Consider the following 23,152-nt stretch of genomic DNA (forward strand, 5'->3'; position numbering starts at 1 on the left):
CCGCAGATCCCTTCTCCGGACGCCGGAGCGGGCCGCCGGCCTGCGGCGGCTCGTCTCGCACATCCGTCCTCGCTCCAAGCGCGTCTCCGAGCAGGCACGTTCGGCAGAAATCCCTGTTGGCGGCCGCTGCTGCGGCCATATGATCCGCGCGTGTCTGCTCACCCCCCGCCCGGCCGGCCCGTGTTCGACCCCGCCGACGGCATCACCACCACCACCGTGGACGGCATCCGCACCGTCCTCGCCCCCCGCTCGGGACTCCTCACCGCCGGACTCCTCTTCCGCGTCGGACGCGCCGACGAGACCCTCGCCACCAGCGGCGTCACCCATCTGGTCGAGCACCTCGCCCTGCACCGGCACGGCCTCGGCGACCTGCACCACAGCGGCGCCACCGCCGCCGCGTACACCCGCTTCCACGTCACCGGCACCCCCGCCGACGTGGTCGCGTACCTCAACGGCGTGTGCGCGGCGCTGCGCGACCTCCCGACGGACCGGCTGGAGACCGAGAAGGAGATCCTGCGCGCCGAGGCCGCCGGCAGGGGCCGCGGCCCGGCCCACGCCGCCACCCTGTGGCGCTACGGCTCCCGCTCGTACGGACTCACCGGCTACGCCGAGACGGGCCTGTACCGCCTGACCGCGGACGACGTCCGCGCGTGGGCGCAGACCCGGTTCACCACCGAGAACGCCGTCCTGTGGATCACCGGCGACTCCGTCCCCGACGGCCTCGACCTCACGCTCCCGAGCGGCGAGTGGCACCCGGCCCCGGCGGCCACCTCGGCGCTGCCCGCCACCCCCGCCTACTTCCGGGGCGACGAGCGCGGCGTCATCCTGACCGCCGTCGTACCCCGTTCCACCGAAGCGGGCCTGTTCGCCGAGGTCCTGGGCAAGGAGCTGTTCCGCGAGCTGCGCCGGAAGGGCGGCCACTCCTCCACCGCGAGCGGCGAATACTCCCCGCGCGACGCCGGCTCCGCGACCGTCACCGCGTATGCCGACGCCCTCCCGCAGAAGCAGGACGCCCTGGTCGGCGCTTTCGTCGACGTCTTCACGAAGCTCCGGGCCGGCCGGATCGAACAGGCAGACCTGGACTCCGTACGAGCATCCGCGCTGGCGCAGTTCGACACGCCGGAGCTCGCCGGCTGCATGCTCCCCGGGCACGCCGTGAACCTGCTGCTGGGCCACCGCAACCTCACCGTCGCCGAGGCGAAGGCCGAGATCGAGGCGGTCACCGTCGCCGACCTGCACCGCGTCGCGCGCGCCGTGTGGGACGACGCCCTGCTGCAGGTGCCCGGCCGGGGCGTGGACCGGGCCGGTCTGGCAGCCGCTCCCACCGACTCCCCGGAGCTCGTCGGCGGCCGGCGCCACCCGGCGGTGGCGGACCCGGGCGTCTTCCTGCGCCTGGCCGAGGACGGCGTCAGCCGGGTCTCGCCGGGCCAGCGGGTCACCGTCCGCTTCGCCGAATGCTCCCTGATGCAGGCCTACCCGGACGGCGCCCGCCACCTGGTCGGCCACGACGGCTTCACCGTCACCGTCGAACCGACGCTCTACCACCGGATCACCCCTGCCGAACTGGCGGTGATCGACGCGGCCGTGCCGCCCTCGGTGGTGGTCGCGATGCCGCCCCGCCACCCGTTGCGGATCCCGCAGCCGGCCGGGCCCGGACCGGCGGCCGCCCCCGCCAGGCGCTCCGCCTGGTTCACCGCGCTGCTGTGGGTGCTCGGTGTGCCCGGGCTGCTCATCGGCGGGTCGGCGGTGATGGCGGGCCTCGTCCTGGGTGACGATCACGACCGGATACCCCAGGACGCCGCGCGGGAACTCCTCCAATGGCTGGTCCTGGCAGGCGCCCTCCTGATCCCCTGGGGCATCTGCCTGGACCGCCGGATCAAGGGCAAGAACTGACGGCCCGAACGCCGAAGGGCCGGCCCCCCTTGCGGGGAGCCGGCCCTTCGTGCGTACGGGTCAGCGGCGGTGCTGCGAGTCCGCGACCGTGACCTCGACCCGCTGGAACTCCTTGAGCTCGCTGTAGCCGGTGGTGGCCATCGAGCGGCGCAGCGCACCGAAGATGTTCATCGAGCCGTCCGAGATGTGCGACGGGCCGGTGAGGATCTCCTCGGTGGTGCCGACCGTGCCGAGGTCGACCTTCTTGCCGCGCGGCACGTCCTCGTGGACGGCCTCCATGCCCCAGTGGTGGCCCTTGCCGGGCGCGTCGGTGGCACGGGCCAGCGGGGAGCCCATCATCACGGCGTCGGCGCCGCAGGCGACGGCCTTCGGGATGTCGCCGGACCAGCCCACGCCGCCGTCGGCGATGACGTGCACGTAGCGGCCGCCGGACTCGTCCATGTAGTCGCGGCGCGCCGCGGCGACGTCCGCGACGGCGGTGGCCATCGGGACCTGGATGCCGAGCACGTTGCGCGTGGTGTGCGCGGCGCCGCCGCCGAAGCCGACCAGGACGCCCGCGGCGCCGGTGCGCATCAGGTGCAGGGCCGCGGTGTACGTGGCGCAGCCGCCGACGATGACCGGGACGTCGAGCTCGTAGATGAACTGCTTCAGGTTCAGCGGCTCGGCGGCGCCGGAGACGTGCTCCGCCGACACGGTGGTGCCGCGGATCACGAAGATGTCCACGCCCGCGTCGACGACGGCCTTGGAGAACTCGGCGGTGCGCTGCGGGGAGAGCGCGGCGGCGGTGACGACACCGGAGTCGCGGACCTCCTTGATGCGCTGCCGGATCAGGTCCGCCTGGATCGGGGCGGCGTAGATCTCCTGGAGACGACGGGTGGCGGACTCCTCGTCCAGCTCCGTGATCTCGTCGAGCAGCGGCTGCGGGTCCTCGTACCGGGTCCACAGGCCTTCGAGGTTCAGCACGCCGAGGCCGCCGAGCTCGCCGATGCGGATGGCGGTCTGCGGGGAGACGACCGAGTCCATGGGGGCGGCCAGGAACGGGAGCTCGAAGCGGTAGGCGTCGATCTGCCAGGCGATCGAGACCTCCTTCGGGTCCCGCGTACGCCGGCTCGGGACGATGGCGATGTCGTCGAACGCGTACGCCCTGCGGCCGCGCTTGCCGCGCCCGATCTCGATCTCAGTCACGTGTGGTGGCCTTTCCTCTGGGTCTGCCCGTCCAGTATCCCCGAACCCCGGCGCCCCGCGTTCCGGTGACCGCTGTACGGACGCACGCCCGGGCACGGCGAAGGGGGCGGGTCCGGATGGACCCGCCCCCTCATGCGCTGTCGGTTCAGCCCTTGCGGGAGTAGTTCGGCGCCTCGACCGTCATCTGGATGTCGTGCGGGTGGCTCTCCTTGAGGCCCGCCGAGGTGATGCGGACGAAGCGGCCGCGGTCCTGCAGCTCCGGCACCGTACGGCCGCCGACGTAGAACATCGACTGGCGCAGGCCGCCGACGAGCTGGTGCACGACCGCGGAGAGCGGGCCGCGGTACGGGACCTGGCCCTCGATGCCCTCGGGGATGAGCTTGTCGTCGCCGCCCACGCCCTCCTGGAAGTAGCGGTCCTTGGAGAAGGAGCGCTGGTCGCCGCGGGACTGCATCGCGCCGAGCGAGCCCATGCCGCGGTACGACTTGAACTGCTTGCCGTTGATGAAGAGCAGCTCGCCCGGGGACTCCTCGCAGCCCGCGAGCAGCGAGCCGAGCATCACCGTGTCGGCGCCCGCGACGAGCGCCTTGGCGATGTCGCCGGAGTACTGCAGGCCGCCGTCGCCGATGACCGGGACGCCGGCCGCCTTCGCGGCGAGCGAGGCCTCGTAAATGGCGGTGACCTGCGGGACGCCGATGCCGGCGACGACGCGGGTGGTGCAGATGGAGCCGGGGCCCACGCCGACCTTGATGCCGTCGCAGCCGGCGTCGATCAGTGCCTGGGCGCCGTCGCGGGTGGCGACGTTGCCGCCGATGACGTCGACGGAGGAGTTCGACTTGATCTTGGCGACCATGTCGCCGACCAGGCGGGAGTGGCCGTGGGCGGTGTCGACGACGATGAAGTCGGCGCCCGCCTCGATCAGGGCCTGGGCGCGGTCGTACGCGTCGCCGGCGACGCCGACCGCGGCGCCGACCAGGAGGCGGCCGTCCTTGTCCTTGGCGGCGTTCGGGTACTTCTCGGCCTTGACGAAGTCCTTGACCGTGATGAGGCCCTTGAGGATGCCCGCGTCGTCGACCAGCGGAAGCTTCTCGATCTTGTGGCGGCGCAGCAGTTCCATGGCGTCGACGCCGGAGATGCCGACCTTGCCCGTGACCAGCGGCATCGGGGTCATGACCTCGCGCACCTGGCGGCTGCGGTCCGACTCGAAGGCCATGTCGCGGTTGGTGACGATGCCGAGCAGCTTGCCTGCCGGGTCGGTGACCGGGACCCCGGAGATGCGGAACTTCGCGCAGAGCTCGTCGGCCTCGCGCAGCGTCGCGTCGGGGTGCACCGTGATCGGGTCGGTGACCATGCCGGACTCGGAGCGCTTGACCAGGTCCACCTGGTTCGCCTGATCGGCGATCGACAGGTTGCGGTGCAGTACGCCGACGCCGCCCTGGCGGGCCATCGCGATGGCCATGCGGGCCTCGGTGACCTTGTCCATGGCGGCGGAGAGCAGCGGAACGTTGACGCGCACGTTCCGGGAGATGAGGGAGGAGGTGTCGATCTCGTCCGGAGCCATGTCCGACGCACCCGGCAGCAGCAGCACGTCGTCGTAGGTCAGTCCGAGCGCGGCGAATTTGTCGGGTACTCCGTCGGCAGTCATGACACCTTCCCAAATGGTCTTGCTCAGCGCGGGTCTCCATGCTAACGGGATCGCGACGCGTCTCATTCCACGAGCCGGGTCCAGCCCAAGTTTCGTGGCTTCCTACTATTGATCGCCGGCGAATTTCCGGCCGGCGCCCGGCTATTGCTCGGCGAGCGCGCGCAGCCGGCTGAGCGCACGGTGCTGGGCCACCCGCACCGCACCGGGGGACATCCCGAGCATCTGCCCGGTCTCCTCGGCCGTCAGCCCGACCGCCACCCGCAGCACGAGGAGCTCGCGCTGGTTCTCCGGAAGGTTGGCCAGCAGCTTCTTGGCCCAGGCGGCGTCGCTGCTCAGCAGCGCCCGCTCCTCCGGGCCCAGCGAATCGTCCGGCCGCTCGGGCATCTCGTCGGAGGGCACGGCCGTGCTGCCCGGGTGCCGCATGGCGGCCCGCTGCAGGTCGGCGACCTTGTGCGCGGCGATGGCGAAGACGAAGGCCTCGAAGGGGCGGCCGGTGTCCCGGTACCGCGGCAGCGCCATCAGGACGGCGACGCACACCTCCTGCGCCAGGTCCTCCACGAAGTGGCGGGCGTCGCCCGGGAGGCGCGAGAGCCGGGTGCGGCAGTAGCGGATGGCCAGCGGGTGCACGAAGGCGAGCAGGTCGTGCGTCGCCTGTTCGTCACCGTCCACCGCACGGCGTACGAGCGCGCTGACAGCCCCGGCGCTGCCGCCCTTGGCGGCGCCGGTGGAGCCTGTGGCCGCGGGTGACCCCAGGGCCTCGTCGTCGCGCATCAATCCATGGTGCCTTGGCGCCGGAGCATTCGCGCCGCCACGGCCCGTGTTGTGCGTCGAAGCGTTATGAGCGGGTGCGCCTGAACCCATCACTGCACCCTCCCCTCCCGCTCGACCGAGTACTCCCCGAGGCCCCATCCCAGAAAATGCGCCACACCTCAAGCATGCGGCATCGCGCGCGAAGCGACACGTCCCCCGGATTGTGCCCCGCCAATCCCCTGGTGCGCACGGGGTCGGGCGGGACGGAAACAGCCGGGACGGCCGTACGGGACACGGGACCGGACGGACCGGACGGGACGGGACCGGGCGCGCTCGGGCCCGGTCGGCGGCACGCGGCGTGCCGCCCCGCCCGCCGGTGGCGGACGGGACCGCTCTCAGCGTCCGGCCTGCGGGCTCGCGGTCAGCGGACCAGGCCCCAGCGGAACCCGAGCGCCACGGCGTGCGCCCGGTCCGAGGCGCCCAGCTTCTTGAACAGCCTGCGGGCGTGCGTCTTGACCGTGTCCTCGGAGAGGAAGAGCTCGCGCCCGATCTCGGCGTTGGACCGGCCGTGGCTCATGCCCTCCAGGACCTGGATCTCGCGCGCGGTGAGCGTGGGCGCGGCGCCCATCTCTGCCGAGCGCAGCCTGCGCGGGGCCAGTCGCCAGGTCGGGTCGGCGAGAGCCTGGGTGACCGTGGCCCGCAGTTCGGCGCGCGAGGCGTCCTTGTGCAGATAGCCCCGGGCGCCGGCGGCGACCGCGAGGGCCACGCCGTCCAGGTCCTCGGCGACCGTCAGCATGATGATGCGGGCGCCCGGATCGGCCGAGAGCAGCCGGCGCACCGTCTCCACACCGCCGAGCCCGGGCATCCGTACATCCATCAGAATCAGGTCGGAGCGGTCGGCACCCCAGCGGCGGAGGACTTCCTCGCCGTTGGCAGCCGTCGTCACACGCTCGACGCCGGGCACGGTGGCAACCGCGCGACGGAGCGCCTCTCGGGCAAGCGGGGAGTCGTCGCAGACGAGGACGGAAGTCATGACCGCCCTCCGCAGCTGCTGATGCGCGTCACCTTGAGCCTCCAGGCTGGTACGTATCGTCACCTGTGCGGTCGATGCCCTCGGACACCTGTCCGGGAACTTCTTGGTTCAACCGCCTTCGCACTCTCAACGATGGTCACTCGAAAGAGTTACGGGTCGGACGGACACCTTCGGCACTCTACGTGAGGAAGCGATCACGACGCGGGTGCCACTCGCCGCGTGTCCTCCATCTGGAGCTATGCCCTATTTGGCGGCTTTTCTTCCGTTTGGCACGTGTCTGAGGCTAGATTCCCAATGAGTCATATTTACATCTACTCCGACAGTAGGTGTGGAGACTTGGACCGTATCCGTCTCAGTACCGGCACCAAGAGGACTACCCATGGCAGATTTCTCCCGCCTCCCCGGACCGAATGCCGACCTCTGGGACTGGCAGCTGCTGGCCGCCTGCCGCGGGGTCGACAGCTCCCTCTTCTTCCACCCGGAAGGCGAGCGGGGCGCGGCGAGGAGTGCGCGCGAGGCCTCGGCTAAAGAGGTCTGCATGAGATGCCCGGTGCGCTCGGAATGCGCCGCGCACGCACTGGCCGTCCGCGAGCCCTACGGGGTGTGGGGCGGGCTCACCGAAGACGAGCGCGAAGAGCTGATGGGGCGCGCACGCCATCGCCTGATCCCCGCGTCGAGCACGATCGGCCCCATCCCCCCGCACTGATCCGCGAGATTCGCCGAAACGCACGAAGGAACGTTTCTTCTACCGGCACGCGAACGGGAACGTCACGCGTTCGGCCGTACCGCCGTACCGCCGTACGGTCATTGGTCAGCGCGTGGCGGCCCGCTCCAGCTCGGCCAGGGTCGCCGCCACGGCCGGCACCCGCGCCAGGTCGGGCAGCGTCAGCGCCACGACCTCCCGCTCCACGGCAGGTTCCACGGCCACCGTGCTCACGCCCTTGGCCCGTACGGACTCCACCGCGAGCTCCGGCAGCACCGCGACACCCAGCCCGGCGCCGACCAGGCCGACCACGGCCGGGTAGTCGTCGGTCGCGAAGTCGATGCGCGGGGTGAAGCCCACCTCCTCGCACACCTCCACGAGATGGCGGCGGCAGCGCGGACAGCCCGCGATCCAGGGCTCGTCGGCGAGTTCCGCCATGCCCACCCGCTCGGCCCCGGCCAGCCGGTGCCCGTCCGGGACCAGCCCGACGAGCCGGTCCGTCAGCAGCGGCCGCACCACGAGGTCCTCCCACTCGGCCGCCGATCCGGCGGCCCCGCCGTACCGGAAGGCCAGCGCCAGGTCGCAGTCGCCCTCGCGCAGCATCTCCACCGACCGCGGCGGCTCCGCCTCGACCAGTGAGATCCGCGTACCGGGGTGCTCGGCGCGCATCGCGGCCAGCGCGGTCGGCACCAGCGTGGAGCTCCCGCTGGGGAAGGACACCAGCCGGACCCGGCCCGCGCGCAGCCCGGCGATCGCCGCGACCTCCTCCTCGGCGGCGGTCAGCCCGGCGAGGATGCCGGCGGCGTGCCGCACCAGGGCCGTGCCGGCCTGGGTCAGCCGCATCTCGCGGCCGGCCCGGATGAGCAGCGGGGTGCCGGCCGACTGCTCCAGCGCCTTCATCTGCTGGGAGACGGCGGGCTGGGTGCACCCGAGCTCGCGGGCGGCGGCGGAGAAGGATCCGGTGCCGGCCACGGCGCGCAGCACCCGGAGATGACGTGCCTCGATCATCCTCCGAGCATAAGCCCAGCTTTGAGCAGAGCGCGAATACTCCCGTGCTTCTTTGAGGGCGCTGGGTTAGCGTGTCCTCCATGGCCCCCATAAGCCCCCTCGCACCCCTGCACGTCCTCTCCGTGAACCTCGGCCGCGCAACGGCCGTCGACCACACCGACGCGCCGGGGGGATTCACCGGCATCGGCAAGCGCCCCGCCCCCGGCCCGGTCCGGGTCTCCGCCCCCGGGCCCAAGGGCATCGGCGGCAGCGGCCTCGAGGGCGACGCCGTCTGCGACCTGCGCCACCACGGCGGGGACCACCAGGCCGTCTACGCGTACGCGCGCGAGGACCTGGACTGGTGGGAGGGCGAGCTGGACCGCGAACTGCCCGCCGGGCTCTTCGGCGAGAACCTCACCACCTCGGGCGTCGACGTGACGGGTGCGCTGCTCGGGGAGCGCTGGCGGATCGGCTCGGAGCTCGTCCTCGAGGTGGCCTCGGCCCGCATCCCGTGCCGGACCTTCCAGGGCGCCCTCGGCGAGAAGGCCTGGGTCAGGCGGTACACGCAGGCCGCGCGGCCGGGTGCGTACCTGCGCGTGGTCCAGGAGGGCCCGGTCTCGCCCGGCGACGGCATCGAGGTCGTCCACCGCCCGGACCACGACGTGACGGTGGAGCTCTGGTTCCGGGCCTTCACCACGGACCGGTCGCTGCTCCCGCGCACGCTCGCGGCGGGCGGGGCGATGGAGCCGCAGGCGCACGAGACGGTCCGCGCGTACATGGAGAAGTACGGGGACCAGCACGGGAAGCAGCCCGGCGAGCGACCGGCAAGTGGCCCCGGAGCAGGGCGAATGTAGCCGGAAGTAGCGGTTCCGCAGCGGGAAGCGACGACGGGCGGCGGGAACCGTCACGAAGGGGTACCGCCCGGCGGGCTCCCCTTGAGCTGTCGCCCAGGGCAGCTAGGTTGCGCCTATGACGACTGCGTTGATTACGGGATCCACGGCGGGCATCGGCGCCGCATTCGCCCGGCGGCTCGCCGCCCAGGGCCACAACCTCGTGCTGGTGGCCCGCGACACGAAGCGGCTCGGCGAGCAGGCCACCGAGCTGCACGACCGGCACGGCATCGAGGCCGAGGTGCTGACAGCCGACCTGTCCACCGACGAGGGCATCGCGGCCGTCGAGCAGCGCCTCGGCGACCGGACGCACCCGGTGGACCTGCTGGTCAACAACGCGGGCTTCGGCAACAAGGGCCGCTACCTCGAGGTCTCCATGGCCGACGAACTGACGATGCTGAAGGTGCACGTCGAGGCCGTCCTGCGGCTGACCTCGGCTGCCACCGCGTCGATGCGCTCGCGCGGCCGCGGCGGCGTCGTCAACGTGGCCTCGGTGGCGGCCTTCGTGCCGCGCGGCACGTACGGGGCGAGCAAGGCCTGGGTCGTGCAGTTCACCCAGGGCGCGGCGAAGGACCTGGCGGGATCCGGCGTACGGCTGATGGCGCTGTGCCCCGGCTTCGTACGGACGGAGTTCCACGAGCGCGCCGGCATGGGCACGGACAACATCCCCAACTGGATGTGGCTGGACGCGGACAAGCTCGTGGCCGCGGCCCTGGACGACCTGGGGCGCGGCAAGACGGTCTCGATCCCGGATCCGCGGTACAAGGTGCTGATGGGCGTGGTGAAGCTGACGCCGCGCGGGCTGTTGGGCGGGGTGTCCTCGCGTACGGGCCGCAAGTACGGCCCCCAGTAGCCCGGGTGACCGCCAAGTGACTTACGGGTAGGCCGGTCTCAAAAACCGGCCGACCGGGTGAATTCTCCCTAAACTGGACATACCCAATCCAGCCCGGGAGACACCATGACATTCATACAAATAGTCGATTACGAGACCAGCAGGCCCGAGGCGGTCAACGAGGTCTTCGACCGGTACCTGGCGAAGACGCAGGGCAAGCGCACCGTGTCCCACACCGTGGTGGGCCGGGACCGGGAATCCGACACGCACTTCGTCGACGTCGTCGAGTTCCCGTCGTACGAAGATGCCATGAAGAACTCTCATCTCCCGGAGACGGACAAGATGTTCCAGGAGATGGTGGCGCTCTGCGACGGGATGCCCCGGTTCACCAACCTGGACGTCATCCGCGACGAACACCTCAACACGCTGCTCGCGAACCGCATGTTCGACGATCTCGCGATGAAGGGCGACATGTCCGCCGCCGACGAGATCTTCGCGTCGGACTACCGCGACCACGACATCGGCAACCCGATGGACAAGAGGGGCCCCGAAGGCATGCGCGAGGACGTGCAGATGTGGCGCAGCGCGTTCGACTTCACCTTCACGCTGGACGCCCAGATGGCGCAGGAGGACTACGTCACCACCATGTGGACGTGGACCGGCAAGCACAAGGGCGAGTTCATGGGGATCGCCCCGACCGGCAAGACCTGCACGATGACCGGCACGACGGTCTTCCGGTGCGAGAACGGAATGATCAAGGAAGGCTGGTGGCACTACGACGCCATGCGCCTGATGAAGGAACTGGGCGCGATGCAGTAGTCCCGGTCGCGGAAACGGAAAAGGCCCCGGTCACCACCGCGTTGGAGGCGGCGACCGGGGCCCGTTCAGCTACTTCGCGGGTCAGTGGCTGTGGCCGTGACCGTGGCCGTGACCGGCGTCGCCCTCTTCCTCGGCCGGCTTCTCGACGACCAGGGTCTCGGTCGTGAGCAGCAGGGAGGCGATGGAAGCGGCGTTCTCCAGCGCGGAGCGGGTGACCTTGACCGGGTCGATGACGCCGGCCTTGACCAGGTCGCCGTACTCGCCGGTGGCGGCGTTGAAGCCGTTGCCCTTCTCCAGCTCCGCCACCTTCGAGGTGATGACGTAGCCCTCGAGGCCGGCGTTCTCGGCGATCCAGCGCAGCGGCTCGACGGCGGCGCGGCGGACGACCGCGACACCCGTGCCCTCGTCGCCGGTCAGGCCCAGGTTGTCCTCCAGCACCTTCACGGCGTGGACGAGCGCGGAGCCACCGCCGGAGACGATGCCCTCCTCGACCGCGGCGCGGGTCGCCGAGATGGCGTCCTCGAGGCGGTGCTTCTTCTCCTTGAGCTCCACCTCGGTGGCGGCGCCGACCTTGATGACGCAGACGCCGCCGGCGAGCTTCGCCAGGCGCTCCTGCAGCTTCTCGCGGTCCCAGTCCGAGTCCGTGGACTCGATCTCGGCCTTGATCTGGTTGACGCGGCCGAGGACCTCGTCGGAGCTGCCGGCCCCGTCGACGATCGTGGTGTCGTCCTTGGAGATGGTCACGCGGCGCGCGGAACCGAGGACGTCCAGACCGGCCTGGTCGAGCTTGAGGCCGACCTCCTCGGCGATGACGGTGGCACCGGTGAGGGTGGCCATGTCCTGGAGCATCGCCTTGCGGCGGTCACCGAAGCCGGGGGCCTTGACGGCGACCGCGTTGAAGGTGCCGCGGATCTTGTTGACGACGAGGGTGGAGAGCGCCTCGCCCTCGACGTCCTCGGCGATGATCAGCAGCGGGCGGGAGCCGCCGGCCTGGATGACCTTCTCGAGCAGGGGCAGGAGGTCCTGGATGGAGGAGATCTTGCCCTGGTTGATCAGGATGTACGGGTCGTCGAGGACGGCCTCCATACGCTCCTGGTCGGTGACCATGTACGGCGAGAGGTAGCCCTTGTCGAAGGCCATGCCCTCGGTGAACTCCAGCTCCAGGCCGAAGGCGTTGGACTCCTCGACGGTGATGACACCGTCCTTGCCGACCTTGTCCATCGCCTCGGCGATGAGCTCGCCGACCTGCTGGTCCTGCGCGGAGAGCGCGGCCACGGCGGCGATGTCGGACTTGTCCTCGATCGGGCGGGCGGTCGCGAGGAGCTCCTCGGACACGGCCTTGACCGCGGCGTCGATGCCCTTCTTGAGGGCGGCCGGGGAGGCGCCGGCGGCGACGTTGCGCAGACCCTCGCGGACCAGCGCCTGGGCCAGCACGGTGGCGGTGGTGGTGCCGTCACCCGCGATGTCGTTGGTCTTGGTCGCCACCTCCTTCACGAGCTGCGCGCCCAGGTTCTCGTACGGGTCGTCCAGCTCGACCTCGCGGGCGATGGTGACACCGTCGTTGGTGATGGTGGGGGCGCCGAACTTCTTGTCGATGACGACGTTGCGGCCCTTGGGGCCGATCGTCACCTTGACCGTGTCGGCAAGCTTGTTGACGCCGCGCTCGAGGGCGCGACGGGCGTCCTCGTCGAACTTCAGGATCTTCGCCATGGGAGCGGTTCAGCCCTCTCGAAAACTCGGGTTTAACGAACTGCGCCCCTTGCCGCCCGGCAATCAGCGGGGTGACCAGGGGCGCAGCTCAAAGCAATGCTTGGTGCTTCGGTGAATTACTTCTCGATGATCGCGAGCACGTCGCGAGCCGAGAGGACGAGGTACTCCTCGCCGCTGTACTTCACTTCGGTGCCGCCGTACTTGCTGTACAGCACGATGTCGCCGACGCTGACGTCCAGCGGGAGACGCTGGCCGTCCTCGAAGCGACCCGGGCCCACGGCGAGGACGACGCCCTCCTGGGGCTTCTCCTTCGCGGTGTCCGGGATGACCAGGCCGGAAGCCGTGGTCTGCTCGGCGTCGAGCGGCTGGACCACGATGCGGTCCTCGAGCGGCTTGATGGCAACCTTGGAGCTGGTGGTCGTCACGATCCGACCTCCCCCTTCGGAGATCTCACGGGGCTAACTGTCTGAGGTGGCGACCAGGTGGATCCGTCGTCGCGGGTGCCGGACCTGCCCGTCGCTGTGTTGGCACTCACCGGTGGCGAGTGCCAGGTGCGAGACTATTCCGGCGATTAGCACTCGGTCAAGCGGAGTGCCAATTCAGCCTCCGCGCGGCGTCACCATCCGGCCGGGCCGCGGCGCGCCGCGCCGCGAGATGCGGGCCCCGGCATGAGTACCCGTACTCAGGTGCGGGCGGTGCCCCCGGGGCGACACTGCGGCCATGACGACACCCGCACACGGCAGGCGCACCGGATCCGGCTGGGGCGCGGACATCGCCACCGCACTGCTGCTGACCGTACTGGAGGCCTTCGTCCTCGCCGTCGGCCTCTACGTGGCGATGATGGCCGCCTGGGACGCCGAGGGCACCGGGGGCAGCGGCAGTACGGTCCTGACCCTGCTGCTGGGCGGACTCGTCGTGGCCGCCCTGGCCATCGGGGTCGTCTCGGGCCGCGCCTTCCGCCGCAGCGCGCCCGTCACCGGATGCGTCCAGGCACTGGTGTGTGCGGCCGTGCTCGTGGGCGCCGCCGCCCTGGCGTACCAGGGCCGCGGCGAGCTGCGGCCGGATCCGGCCGCGCCCTCGTCCCCGTACGACGGCACGTACGGGCAGTGCTTCAGCGGCGGCGACCACCACGAGTGCCCGGCCGGGTGATGTGGCCGGCATGTGCCCCGTCGAGCGGTTCGGAAGGAACCATGGCGAGGACATAAACGTCGTAGACGATATGAAGATAAAGCGCCTCATTGCCGAGCAGATCGGACTGGAGGCTTCCGCCTCTGTGGCCGCTCCGAGCCCGAGCGACGCACCGGGGGCGCCTCCGGGCCCGGCTGCCGCCGCCCCGGCTCCGGCCTCGAGCGGTAGCGGTAGCCCCGCCATCGACGGTGGCGGGATACCGTGCGCGGACTGAGGCCCCTCACGACGGCGGGCGCACGCCGCCGCACCGAGGCGCTGCTTCTCGTCTTCGTCGTCGCCCTCACCGTCTTCGGGCATGCGAGTGCCGGCCTGGCGATGAACGGCGAGCTGCCGGCCAACCTGACCGGTTTCACGATCAGCATGACGCTGCTGGCGCTGGTGGGGCACCTGGGCGTGCGCCGGTTCGCGGCGTACGCGGATCCGCTGATCTTCCCGCTCGCGATGCTGCTGTCGGGGCTCGGGCTGGTGCTGCTGCACCGGCTCGACCAGTCGTACATCGCGCGGTACGGCGGCGACGCGAACGCGCCCGGGCAGCTGCAGTGGACGGTCATCGGCGTGGCCGCGTGCCTGGCGGTGGTGGCGCTGCTGCGCGACCACCGGCTGCTGCAGCGGTTCATCTACATCACGATGGCCGTCGCGCTGGTGCTGCTGATCGCGCCGGCGTTCTTCGGCGCGGACACGTACGGGGCGAAGCGCTGGATCATCCTGTTCGGGTTCTCGCTCCAGCCGGGCGAGTTCGTGAAGATCATGATCTCGGTCTTCTTCGCGGGCTACCTCGTCATCCACCGGGACTCGCTGGCCCTGACGGGCCGGAAGTTCCTGGGCATGCGGCTGCCGCCGATGCGACAGCTCGGGCCGATCATCACGGTGTGGATCGTGTCGCTGCTGGTGCTGGTCTTCGAGCGCGACCTGGGTACGTCGCTGATCTTCTTCGGTGTGTTCGTGGTGATGCTGTACGTCGCCACCGAGCGCACCAGCTGGATCGTGACGGGCCTGCTCATGGCGGGGGTGGGGGCCTTCGTGGTGGGTTCGACGGAACCGCACGTCAAGGGCCGCGTGGCCGCCTGGTTGGAGCCGCTGTCGTACTACTGGAAGGAACGGCCGCCGGGGGTCATCTCGGACCAGTCCGCGCAGGCGCTGTTCAGCTTCGGCACGGGCGGCATCTCGGGCACGGGGCTGGGGCAGGGCCACCCGGAGCTGATCGGCTTCGCGGGGCGCAGCGATTTCATCCTGACCACGGTGGGCGAGGAGCTCGGGCTGGCCGGGGTCATGGCGGTGCTGATCCTGTACGCACTGCTGGTCCAGCGGGGGTTGCGGATGGCGCTGGGCGCCCGCGACCCGTTCGGGAAGCTTCTGGCGGTGGGCCTGTCGGCGGCGCTGGCGCTGCAGGTGTTCGTGGTGGCGGGCGGCGTGACGGGCCTGATCCCGCTGACCGGCAAGGCGCTGCCGTTCCTGGCGAAGGGCGGCTCGTCCCTCCTGGCCAACTGGATCATGATCGCGCTGCTCCTCCGCATCAGCGACAGCGCGGAACGCCAACGCGAGGCGGACGCCCGGGGCCCGGTGGAAACGACGATCACGCCGGTGGTGACGGCCGGGACTGCCGCTCGGGGGTGAGCGACCGGGGCGGGAGCTTCAGGAGTGGGAGCTTCGGGGGCGGGGCAGAGATGCCCGCCCTTGGTCCCCCGCCTCGCCGCAGCGGCCCGCCGGAACCACCGAGCCCGGCCGGGTACCGGCGCGGGGAGCGGCCGACTCCCCTCAAGGGCCCATGGGCCCAGATCCCGGACCCGGCAGGGTCAACCTGCACCTGGCAGCGGTCAGATGCACCTGCGGCGCAGGGGGGGTACGGGCGCCTCGCATCGCTACGTGCTCCGCTCGGCTCGGCGGCCGTCGGCCGTCCGGGCAACGCCGCCGGCTGATCGAGGTGGGGGATTGCAGCGCGTCGAGCCTCCGGCGGGCCGGGTCAGAGGTAGTCCTCCAGGCGGCCGATGCGGTAGCCCTGTTCCTGGATGCGCTGGAGCATCCGGGTCGTCATCTGGATTTCCGTCGAGCCCTTGAGTTCCGACGGGCCGCGGAAGTGGGCCAGGATGATGTCGCCCGGTTTGAGGGCGGAGCCCTCGGCGTACTGGAAGTTGTTGATCTGCATCGACACGCGCCACAGGACCACCTGCGAGATGCCGCATTCGGCTGCGGCCTTGAGGGTGTCGTCGTTGTAGTTGCCGTACGGCGGGCGGAAGCGGGCCGGCTTGGTGCCGAAGCGCTTCTCCAGGCGTTCCTGCTGGCCGCAGATCTCCTTCTTCTGCGCCGCGAAGGGCAGGGTCCGGAGGTTCGGGTGCGTCAGCGTGTGGTTGTTGATGGTGCTGCCGGAGCCGTTGTCGCGGAGCTTCTCGAAGTGCCCGTAGTCCGACGACGCGATGTTGTCCGTCAGGAACATGCTGATCGGCAGCTTGAGGTCGGCCGCCATCTTCAGGAACTCGGGGTCCTTCTCCGCGCCGTCGTCGAAGGTCAGGAAGACGACTTTGTCCGTCGGCGGGACGGGTATTCGGTCCACCACCTGGGCCTTGCCCGGGGTGGCCGGCGGGAGGGCGGGCTTCTGGGCCGGCTTCGGGGCGAACTCCAGAGGGGACTTCAAGCCCCACTTCCTGTACGCCTCGTCCCCGGGCGTGGCAGTGGCCGCCGACCGCGACGGAGTCGCCGTCGGCGACTGCTGCGCCTCCGTCGTCTTGCGGCCCAGTCTTTCGATCGGATCCACGCTGTTCCCGCACCCCGTCAGGGACAGCGCGAGCGCGCCGGCCGCCAGCGTTCCGGCTGTCAACCGGCGCGCGTACCTCACAAGTAGTCCTCCAGGCGAGCCACGGCATACCCCTTGTCCGTGACGGTCTTCATGACATGACGGATCATGTCAGGCATCGACCCCTTCCAGTCCTCCCGCCCTCGGAAATGAGTCAGGATGATGTCGCCGGGGTGGAGGTCGCGGTCCCACTCCCGCCAGTCCATGCGGTTCGGGAAGGCCTCGGCGTTCCACAGCGGGACCGCCTTGATGCCGCAGGACTTCGCCGCACGCAGCGTGTCCTCGTTGTAGTTGCCGTACGGCGGCCGGAAGAGCGTCGGCCGTTTGCCGAACTGCTTCTGGATCGTGTCCTGCTGGCCGCAGATCTCCTCGTGCTGCTCCTCGTACGAGAGGGCCGGCATGTAACGGTGGTTGAGCGTGTGGTTGTTCAGGGTGACGCCGGCGGCCTGCATCTCCTTGAAGTAGGGGTAGTTGTCGCGGACGAGGTAGTCGCTGAGGAACGCCGTGTACGGGATCTTCAGCTCCTGCATCATCTTCAGGAACTCGGGGTCCTTCTCCGCGCCGTCATCGATCGTCAGGAAGACGACCTTGTCCTCCGTGGGAACGGTGGTGAAGACCGGCGGGAGGTCCTCCTGACCCTCGACCTCGAAGCCCTCGCGGGTGCTGATCTCCGGCTTCGTCTGCGGTGCGGCCGGCGCGGCCAGCGGCGGCTTGGCCAGTTTCCACTTCTTCGCCGCGGCGATCCGGGCCTGCTGGGCGGCCTTCAGCTGCTCGGCCGAGCCCGCGACCGCGCCTGCCGCCCCCGCCGCCTCGGCGCCCTTGCCGGCTTTGCCTGCCTTGGTCTTGGCCGGCGTCCCCGAGTCCGCGGAGGAGCCGCAGCCGGTTCCGAGGGCGGCGACCAGCAGTGCGGCCAGTGCCACCCCGACTCGGCCGCGCGGACCGACCGCGGACCGGTGACCATGGAGCGTCTTATGTTCCTTTTGTCTGACTAGCTGCATAGCAGCGCATCCTGGCATCCGACACGCACGCCGCCCCGCCGACACCGCGAACGGAAGACGACCTTCCATCGAGTGGCCCACACTGACCGACAATGAACCGGTGACCCCCGAAGACTTCGCCGCGCTCCTCACCCCCGAGGGCCGCGCCCTCCTCGACTCGCTGCGCGACTACGACCCGTCCCAGGAACTCGCCGTCGCCACCCGGCTGCGCCGCGAGCACCCCGCCGCACTGGTCTCCGCCGCGCTCGGGCAGGCCCGGCTGCGCCAGCGCGCGGTGGCGAAGTTCGGCGCCGAGGACGCGTTCCGGATGTACTTCACGCCCGGCGGCGGCGAGATGGCCACCCGCGCCTCGGTGGCCTCGTACCGCGCCGAGCGATTCGCGGAACTCGGCGTGCGCAGCGTCGCCGACCTGTGCTGCGGCATCGGCGGCGACGCCCTCGCCCTGGCCCGGCTCGGCATCCGCGTACTGGCGGTGGACCGCGACCCGCTGACCGTCGCCGTCGCCCGCGCCAACGCCGAGGCCCTGGGGCTGGCGGAGCTCATCGAGGTCCGCGAGGCGGACGTGACCGACGTGGACACCTCCGGGTGCGACGCCGTCTTCCTCGACCCGGCCCGGCGCGGCGGCAAACCAGGAGGAACCGCGCGCAGCGCGTCCGTGAGGGGTGGCGGTCGGGCGACGGGTGGGCGGATCTTCGACCCGGAGAGCTACTCGCCGCCGCTGTCATGGGCCGTCGAGGCCGCCCGTGCGGCCGAGTACGCCGCCATCAAGATCGCCCCCGGCATCCCGCACGAGGCCGTGCCGCGGGAGGCCGAGGCCGAGTGGATCTCGGACCAGGGCGACGTCAAGGAGGCCGTGCTGTGGTTCGGGACCGCGCCCGGCACCGTCCGCGCCACACTGCTGCCCGGCCCGCGCACCCTGCACACCGCCGATCCCCTGCCCGACCCCGAGGCCGGGCCCGTCGGCCGCTACCTCTACGAGCCCGACGGCGCCGTGATCCGCGCCCACCTCGTCGCCGAGGTCGCCGAGCAGCTGGCCGGCCGGCTCATCGACCCGACGATCGCGTACGTCACCGCCGACGAGCTGCGCTCGACGCCGTACGCCACCGCGTACGAGATCACCGACGTGCTGCCCTTCGGCCTCAAGAAGCTCAAGGCGCTGCTGCGCGAGCGCGAGGTGGGCATCCTGACCGTGAAGAAGCGCGGTTCGGCCATCGAGCCCGAGGAGCTGCGGAGGAAGGTCAAGCCGCAGGGGCCGCACTCCGCGACGGTCTTCCTGACCCGGGTCGCAGGCGCCCCCTCGATGCTGATCGGCTCGCCGGTCAGCGCACCGCAGTAGCGCCGCCGCGGATGGCGCGCACCGCCCACCTGTAGTGCGCGCCCGCCTTGCCGAGGCCCAGCAGGCCCGTGATCCACAGGATCATGCCGAGGCCGATGAAGTACGTGACCTCGCCGTACGTCGCCTCGCCCGGGCGGGCCGACGCCGCGGACCCGAAGGTCACGTACAGCCCGGACGCGGCCAGCGCGAAGGAGGCCAGCAGCCAGGTCAGGCTCAGCCCGGGGGCGCGGAGCCGGACATCGGCGGCCGGATCCCGGTCCGACTCCGCCCATGCGCACAGCAGTTGGCGCACCCGGCGGTCGCGCTTGGCGCCGCGGGCGAACCAGAACCCGGCCGGGATCAGCACGCCCGCGCCGAGCAGGGCGAAGATGAGGCCGAAAACGTACGCGAACGGGTCGCCGGGCACCTCGAAGGACATCAGGGCCATGCCGACGAAGGACCAGCCGAGCGCGAACACCGCGGCGACGGCCCAGAGCAGCAGCAACCGCCCGATGCCCAGGCTGCGCCGGCGCAGATCCTGCAGGAACCGCGCCCGGTCGGCCCGTACGGTGCCCTCGTCCAGCCAGGCGCGCAGGTGGGCGGGAGGCGGCGGAGGCGGCAGGTCACGACGAGGCATGCACATGACGATATCGGCATCCGCCACACGTCCGGTCCGGAGCCGCTCGAGAGGGCCGGACACCCCCGACGCGTCAACTGCCGGTGGTCTCCACCGACTCGAACCGCCAGCGGTGCACCGGACGCGTGATCAGATCGGCGGCGGGCTCCGGGAGTTCGGGCAGCTCCGCCGCCACGCCCTCGGCCGCCTCCCACCAGGTGACGACCAGCACCCGGTCCTGCGGGGCCCGCAGCAGCTCGCGGCGCACCGGCTCGCGCGCGAGCACCTGCGAACGGGCCCACTCCAGCAGCTCGTTGCCCCGCCCGGCGGCGGCCCGGGCCTCCCACATCAGCGCGACGGTGCCCATCAGTACAGGTTGTCCTTGCTCAACTCGTGCACGTGGTCGTGGTCGTGACCGTGGCCGTGCGCCGTCCCCGGGACGTGCGGGTCCGTCACCGGCAGCGAGGAGTCCGCCGACAGGTCCCAGTCCGAGGCCGGCCGGTTCCGCTTGACCATCTCCGCGCCCAGCGCCGCCACCATCGCGCCATTGTCCGTGCACAGCTTCGGCCGCGGCACGCGCAGGATGATCCCCGCGTCGTCACACCGCTCCTGCGCCAGCGACCGCAGCCGGGAATTGGCCGCCACACCGCCGCCGATCATCAGGTGGTCGACACCCTCGTCCTTGCACGCACGGATCGCCTTGCGCGTCAGCACGTCCACCACGGCCTCCTGGAAGGACGCCGCCACATCGCGCACCGGCACCTCCTCACCCGCGTTCCGCTTCGCCTCGATCCAGCGGGCGACCGCCGTCTTGAGCCCGGAGAAGGAGAAGTCGTACGCCGCGTCGCGCGGCCCCGTCAGCCCGCGCGGGAAGTTGATCGCCTTGGGGTCGCCCTCGCGCGCGAGGCGGTCGATGACCGGCCCGCCGGGGAAGCCCAGCTGCAGCACGCGCGCGATCTTGTCGAAGGCCTCGCCCGCCGCGTCGTCGATGGTCGCGCCCAGCGGCCGTACGTCGGAGGTGATGTCCGGGGCCAGCAGCAGCGAGGAGTGCCCGCCGGACACCAGCAGCGCCATGGTCGGCTCCGGCAGCGGCCCGTGCTCCAGCTGGTCGACGCAGATGTGCGAGGCCAGGTGGTTCACCCCGTACAGCGGCTTGCCGAGCGCGTACGCGTACGCCTTGGCCGCCGAGACGCCCACCAGCAGCGCCCCGGCGAGGCCGGGACCCGCGGTGACGGCGATGCCGTCGAGGTCGCGGGCGCTGACCCCGGCCTCCTTCAGGGCACGGTCGATGGTGGGGACCATCGCCTCCAGGTGCGCCCGGGAGGCCACCTCGGGTACGACGCCGCCGAAGCGCGCGTGCTCGTCGACGCTGGACGCGATCGCGTCCGCCAGCAGGGTGGTGCCGCGGACGACGCCGACGCCGGTCTCGTCGCAGGAGGTCTCGATGCCGAGGACGAGCGGTTCGTCAGCCATTGCTCTCACTGCTCTCAGTGTTCTCAGTGTTCTCAGTCGTTGCTTGTGCGGGGTCGGTCAGGCGCATCACGAGCGCGTCCACGTTGCCGGGCTGGTAGTAGCCCCGCCGGAAGCCGATCGGCTCGAAGCCGAAGCGCTCGTAGAGCTTCTGGGCCCGGGTGTTGTCCACCCGTACCTCCAGCAGCACCTCGGCGCACTCGAACGCGGTGGCGGCGCGCAGCAGGTCGGTGAGGAGCCGGGCGCCGAGCCCGGTCCCCCACTGGTCGCGTGCTGCCGCGATGGTCTGTACGTCGGCCAGGTCGCCGGCGGCGGCCAGCCCGGCGTAGCCGACGAGACGGCCGGACCCGGGCTCTTCCGCCACCACGTAGCGGCGGGTGGCGTGCGGGCCGCGGGCGTGGGCGAGCTCGGACCAGAACATGCCCGCGGACCAGGCGTCCTCGGGGAACAGCTCGTGCTCCAGTTCCAGCACGGGCTCGATGTCCCACCAGCGCATCTCACGCAGTACTGCGGTCACTGCCGTCACTGCGGGGTGACCACCTTGTAGTTCTTCGGTACCTGCGCGTCGGGCCGGCGCAGGTACAGCGGTGTCGGAGGCAGGAACTCCGCCCCGGCCGCGAGCCGTTCCACCGCCAGGGAGGCGAGGGCGGCGGCGCTCTGGTGCTCGGGGGCCCGCGCGTCGGTGAAGACGTCCGGGTAGAGCAGCGCGCCCTGGCCCACCGCGGGCAGGCCGGCGACCTGCTCGGCGATGTCGCCCGGGCGGTCCACGGCCGGCTCGCCGACGCGCGTGCGCGGGTCCTCGTACCGGGCCCAGTAGACCTCCTTGCGCCGCGCGTCGGTGGCGACGGTGAAGGGGCCCTCGATCCCGGCGGCGCCCGCGGCGTACGCGAGGCCGTCGAGGGTGCACAGGCCGTGCACGGGGATGCCGAGGACGGTGGCGAAGGTGGAGGCGGTGACGAGGCCGACGCGCAGCCCGGTGTAGGGGCCGGGTCCGACGCCGACGACGATGCCCGTGAGGGCGTCGAGCTTCAGCCCGGCCTCGGCGAGGACCTTGTCGACGGAGGGCAGCAGGAGCTCCCCGTGGCGGCGGGCGTCGACCTGGTTCGACTCGGCGAGGACGGACTCGCCGTCGTGCAGGGCGACGGTGACGGCGGGCGTGGCGGTATCTACAGCGAGCAAGAGCACGCGAACAGCCTACGACTCCGGGGCCCCGGGCCCTCGCGGCCGGTCGCTGGGCACCCCGGCTGCTACCTTCGACCCAGGTATCGGCCGAGGTCCGAGCCGGGGCACGACGTGCCCGGCCGGCGCCCGGCACAGGGGAAGCACGGGAGAGGTGGAGCAAGGTGGCACGCAGCAGCTCGGGAATCGTGGCCGGGCTCACCGTGGCGGCGCTCGCCGCCGTCGGCTTCCTCGGCTACCAGGCCTCTGCGACCGCGCCCGCGCACCCCGCGCAGGCGGCTGCCCCGCCGGCCGCGGCGCCCTCCCCCGTACCGTCCGCCCAGGCGGCCGACCAGGCGAAGCCGGTGGCCGTGCCGGCCGAATCGGGCACGGGCTCGCGCGTCGTGTACTCGGTGGGCCAGAAGCGGGTGTGGCTGGTCGGCGAGAGCGGGCAGGAGCCGAAGTCGTTCCCGGTCAAGCCGAGCACGGCGCACCCGAAGCCGGGCACGTACCTGGTGAACTCGCGCTCGGGCGCGGTCACCGGCTCGGACGGGGTGCCGATCGAGCACGTCGTACGGTTCGCCACGGCGGACGGCGTCGTGGTCGGGTTCAGCTCCCGGGTGGACGGCCAGATGCCGGAGCCCGACCCGAACAAGAAGACCGGCGGCATCCGCATGACGCGCGCCGACGGCGATGCGATGTGGGCCTTCGCGACGATCAACTCGAAGGTAGTCGTCGTCCCCTGACGCCCTGCCCCCCGACCGGGGAGCCCACCACGGATTCACCCGTACGGGCTACCGGACGTGCGGGCCACCGCGCATGTGCGGGCCCTCAGGCCGCCTCGGACTCCGGGGCGGCCTGTTCGCGTACGTCGGCCCCGGTGCTTTCGGGGGCGTCCGGGGCGTGCTCCCGCGCGGGCGGCGTCGAGACCGCCGTGGCGGCCGCGCCCGCGGCGAGCAGCGCCCCCATGGACACGACGGACGAGCGGGGGTCGCGCTGCACTCCTGCTGCGGACATGGCTGCCTCCTGGCCCGGGCCGGCCCGTACTTAGGCAGGCCTAACCAGCCCTCCGTACCATGTCACCACGCGCGACTCCATCGGCGCAATATCTTGCCGACGAGTTGTCGGTACGTTTTCCGCGGCGCCCCTCGGTCGCCCTCGCGGCGCCCCTC

Annotated in this window: 24 protein-coding genes; 9 read left to right on the top strand and 15 right to left on the bottom strand. The window is 71.4% G+C overall.

What is annotated here, in order from left to right; translation table 11 throughout:
* The first annotated feature begins 150 nt into the window (after positions 1-150).
* Positions 151-1,893, top strand: coding sequence for a M16 family metallopeptidase (locus AB5J51_RS17005; RefSeq protein ID WP_369778016.1), 1,743 nt, complete (start codon positions 151-153; stop codon positions 1,891-1,893).
* 60 nt (positions 1,894-1,953) lie between these two features.
* Here the strand turns inward: AB5J51_RS17005 and AB5J51_RS17010 are convergent, their stop codons facing one another.
* The 4 genes from AB5J51_RS17010 to AB5J51_RS17025 all read right to left on the bottom strand — a co-directional run bounded on the left by AB5J51_RS17010 (position 1,954) and on the right by AB5J51_RS17025 (position 6,506).
* Complete coding sequence (locus AB5J51_RS17010; RefSeq protein ID WP_053786415.1) at positions 1,954-3,078, bottom strand: GuaB3 family IMP dehydrogenase-related protein; 1,125 nt, start codon at positions 3,076-3,078, stop codon at positions 1,954-1,956.
* 145 nt (positions 3,079-3,223) lie between these two features.
* Positions 3,224-4,723 (bottom strand): IMP dehydrogenase, encoded by a 1,500-nt coding sequence (guaB, locus tag AB5J51_RS17015; RefSeq protein ID WP_053786416.1) that lies wholly within the window; start codon positions 4,721-4,723, stop codon positions 3,224-3,226.
* 141 nt (positions 4,724-4,864) lie between these two features.
* Positions 4,865-5,494: a sigma-70 family RNA polymerase sigma factor gene (locus tag AB5J51_RS17020; RefSeq protein WP_078987301.1), complete on the bottom strand. Its 630-nt coding sequence runs from the start codon at positions 5,492-5,494 to the stop codon at positions 4,865-4,867.
* 400 nt (positions 5,495-5,894) lie between these two features.
* Complete coding sequence (locus AB5J51_RS17025; protein WP_003948568.1) at positions 5,895-6,506, bottom strand: response regulator transcription factor; 612 nt, start codon at positions 6,504-6,506, stop codon at positions 5,895-5,897.
* Positions 6,507-6,885: 379 nt separating this feature from the next.
* Here AB5J51_RS17025 and AB5J51_RS17030 point away from each other — a divergent pair, with 379 nt between their 5' ends.
* Entirely contained in the window at positions 6,886-7,212 is a 327-nt protein-coding gene (locus tag AB5J51_RS17030; protein WP_053786417.1) for a WhiB family transcriptional regulator, read from the top strand.
* Between the two features lie 105 nt (positions 7,213-7,317).
* Here AB5J51_RS17030 and AB5J51_RS17035 read toward each other — a convergent pair whose 3' ends face one another.
* A complete protein-coding gene (locus AB5J51_RS17035; RefSeq protein ID WP_053786418.1) occupies positions 7,318-8,217 on the bottom strand; it encodes a LysR family transcriptional regulator in 900 nt (299 codons plus the stop codon).
* A 107-nt stretch (positions 8,218-8,324) separates the two neighbouring features.
* On the opposite strand from AB5J51_RS17035, the gene AB5J51_RS17040 reads away from it, so the two are divergent.
* The 3 genes from AB5J51_RS17040 (at position 8,325) to AB5J51_RS17050 (ending at position 10,737) form a co-directional block, all read left to right on the top strand.
* Entirely contained in the window at positions 8,325-9,050 is a 726-nt protein-coding gene (locus AB5J51_RS17040; protein WP_136225873.1) for an MOSC domain-containing protein, read from the top strand.
* 115 nt (positions 9,051-9,165) lie between these two features.
* Positions 9,166-9,939 (top strand): SDR family oxidoreductase, encoded by a 774-nt coding sequence (locus AB5J51_RS17045; protein WP_053786419.1) that lies wholly within the window; start codon positions 9,166-9,168, stop codon positions 9,937-9,939.
* A 105-nt stretch (positions 9,940-10,044) separates the two neighbouring features.
* Positions 10,045-10,737 carry an ester cyclase gene (locus tag AB5J51_RS17050; RefSeq protein ID WP_369778020.1) on the top strand — a complete coding sequence of 231 codons (693 nt, stop codon included), beginning with the start codon at positions 10,045-10,047 and terminating at the stop codon, positions 10,735-10,737.
* A gap of 81 nt (positions 10,738-10,818) precedes the next feature.
* On the opposite strand, the gene groL is transcribed toward AB5J51_RS17050, so the two are convergent.
* Together groL and groES are read right to left on the bottom strand one after the other, a co-directional pair.
* Positions 10,819-12,447, bottom strand: a complete 1,629-nt coding sequence (groL, locus tag AB5J51_RS17055; RefSeq protein WP_053786421.1) for a chaperonin GroEL — start codon at positions 12,445-12,447, stop codon at positions 10,819-10,821.
* A gap of 116 nt (positions 12,448-12,563) precedes the next feature.
* Complete coding sequence (gene groES, locus AB5J51_RS17060) at positions 12,564-12,872, bottom strand: co-chaperone GroES (RefSeq protein ID WP_030154760.1); 309 nt, start codon at positions 12,870-12,872, stop codon at positions 12,564-12,566.
* Positions 12,873-13,167: 295 nt separating this feature from the next.
* On the opposite strand from groES, the gene AB5J51_RS17065 reads away from it, so the two are divergent.
* Both AB5J51_RS17065 and AB5J51_RS17070 read left to right on the top strand, forming a co-directional pair.
* Entirely contained in the window at positions 13,168-13,596 is a 429-nt protein-coding gene (locus AB5J51_RS17065; RefSeq protein WP_053786422.1) for a DUF6234 family protein, read from the top strand.
* 240 nt (positions 13,597-13,836) lie between these two features.
* Entirely contained in the window at positions 13,837-15,249 is a 1,413-nt protein-coding gene (locus AB5J51_RS17070) for an FtsW/RodA/SpoVE family cell cycle protein (protein ID WP_369778021.1), read from the top strand.
* A gap of 346 nt (positions 15,250-15,595) precedes the next feature.
* Here AB5J51_RS17070 and AB5J51_RS17075 read toward each other — a convergent pair whose 3' ends face one another.
* The gene (locus tag AB5J51_RS17075; RefSeq protein ID WP_053786465.1) at positions 15,596-16,447 is read right to left on the bottom strand and encodes a polysaccharide deacetylase family protein; all 852 of its coding nucleotides are present in this window, start codon (positions 16,445-16,447) and stop codon (positions 15,596-15,598) included.
* 14 nt (positions 16,448-16,461) lie between these two features.
* A complete protein-coding gene (locus AB5J51_RS17080; protein ID WP_053786424.1) occupies positions 16,462-17,421 on the bottom strand; it encodes a polysaccharide deacetylase family protein in 960 nt (319 codons plus the stop codon).
* A 100-nt stretch (positions 17,422-17,521) separates the two neighbouring features.
* Between AB5J51_RS17080 and AB5J51_RS17085 the strand changes: the two genes are divergently transcribed.
* Positions 17,522-18,757: a methyltransferase domain-containing protein gene (locus tag AB5J51_RS17085; protein WP_136225816.1), complete on the top strand. Its 1,236-nt coding sequence runs from the start codon at positions 17,522-17,524 to the stop codon at positions 18,755-18,757.
* Here AB5J51_RS17085 and AB5J51_RS17090 read toward each other — a convergent pair.
* The 5 genes from AB5J51_RS17090 to tsaB all read right to left on the bottom strand — a co-directional run bounded on the left by AB5J51_RS17090 (position 18,741) and on the right by tsaB (position 22,007).
* Complete coding sequence (locus AB5J51_RS17090) at positions 18,741-19,373, bottom strand: hypothetical protein (protein WP_063785149.1); 633 nt, start codon at positions 19,371-19,373, stop codon at positions 18,741-18,743. The genes AB5J51_RS17085 and AB5J51_RS17090 overlap by 17 nt on opposite strands.
* A 73-nt stretch (positions 19,374-19,446) precedes the next feature.
* Positions 19,447-19,719 (bottom strand): hypothetical protein, encoded by a 273-nt coding sequence (locus tag AB5J51_RS17095; RefSeq protein WP_030298263.1) that lies wholly within the window; start codon positions 19,717-19,719, stop codon positions 19,447-19,449.
* On the bottom strand, positions 19,719-20,825 hold the full coding sequence (gene tsaD, locus AB5J51_RS17100) for a tRNA (adenosine(37)-N6)-threonylcarbamoyltransferase complex transferase subunit TsaD (protein WP_133897158.1): 1,107 nt from the start codon (positions 20,823-20,825) through the stop codon (positions 19,719-19,721). Before tsaD ends, AB5J51_RS17095 begins: the two co-directional genes overlap by 1 nt.
* Complete coding sequence (gene rimI / locus AB5J51_RS17105) at positions 20,818-21,348, bottom strand: ribosomal protein S18-alanine N-acetyltransferase (RefSeq protein WP_030298257.1); 531 nt, start codon at positions 21,346-21,348, stop codon at positions 20,818-20,820. The genes tsaD and rimI overlap by 8 nt, the downstream gene beginning before the upstream one ends.
* A complete protein-coding gene (tsaB, locus tag AB5J51_RS17110; RefSeq protein ID WP_030298255.1) occupies positions 21,345-22,007 on the bottom strand; it encodes a tRNA (adenosine(37)-N6)-threonylcarbamoyltransferase complex dimerization subunit type 1 TsaB in 663 nt (220 codons plus the stop codon). The genes rimI and tsaB overlap by 4 nt, the downstream gene beginning before the upstream one ends.
* A gap of 158 nt (positions 22,008-22,165) precedes the next feature.
* On the opposite strand from tsaB, the gene AB5J51_RS17115 reads away from it, so the two are divergent.
* A complete protein-coding gene (locus AB5J51_RS17115) occupies positions 22,166-22,726 on the top strand; it encodes a hypothetical protein (RefSeq protein WP_136225814.1) in 561 nt (186 codons plus the stop codon).
* An 85-nt stretch (positions 22,727-22,811) separates the two neighbouring features.
* Here AB5J51_RS17115 and AB5J51_RS17120 read toward each other — a convergent pair whose 3' ends face one another.
* The gene (locus AB5J51_RS17120) at positions 22,812-22,997 is read right to left on the bottom strand and encodes a hypothetical protein (protein WP_107093482.1); all 186 of its coding nucleotides are present in this window, start codon (positions 22,995-22,997) and stop codon (positions 22,812-22,814) included.
* Positions 22,998-23,152 lie beyond the last annotated feature (155 nt).

Origin of the sequence: Streptomyces sp. R33 (assembly GCF_041200175.1) — a bacterium.
Classification (GTDB): domain Bacteria; phylum Actinomycetota; class Actinomycetes; order Streptomycetales; family Streptomycetaceae; genus Streptomyces; species Streptomyces katrae_B.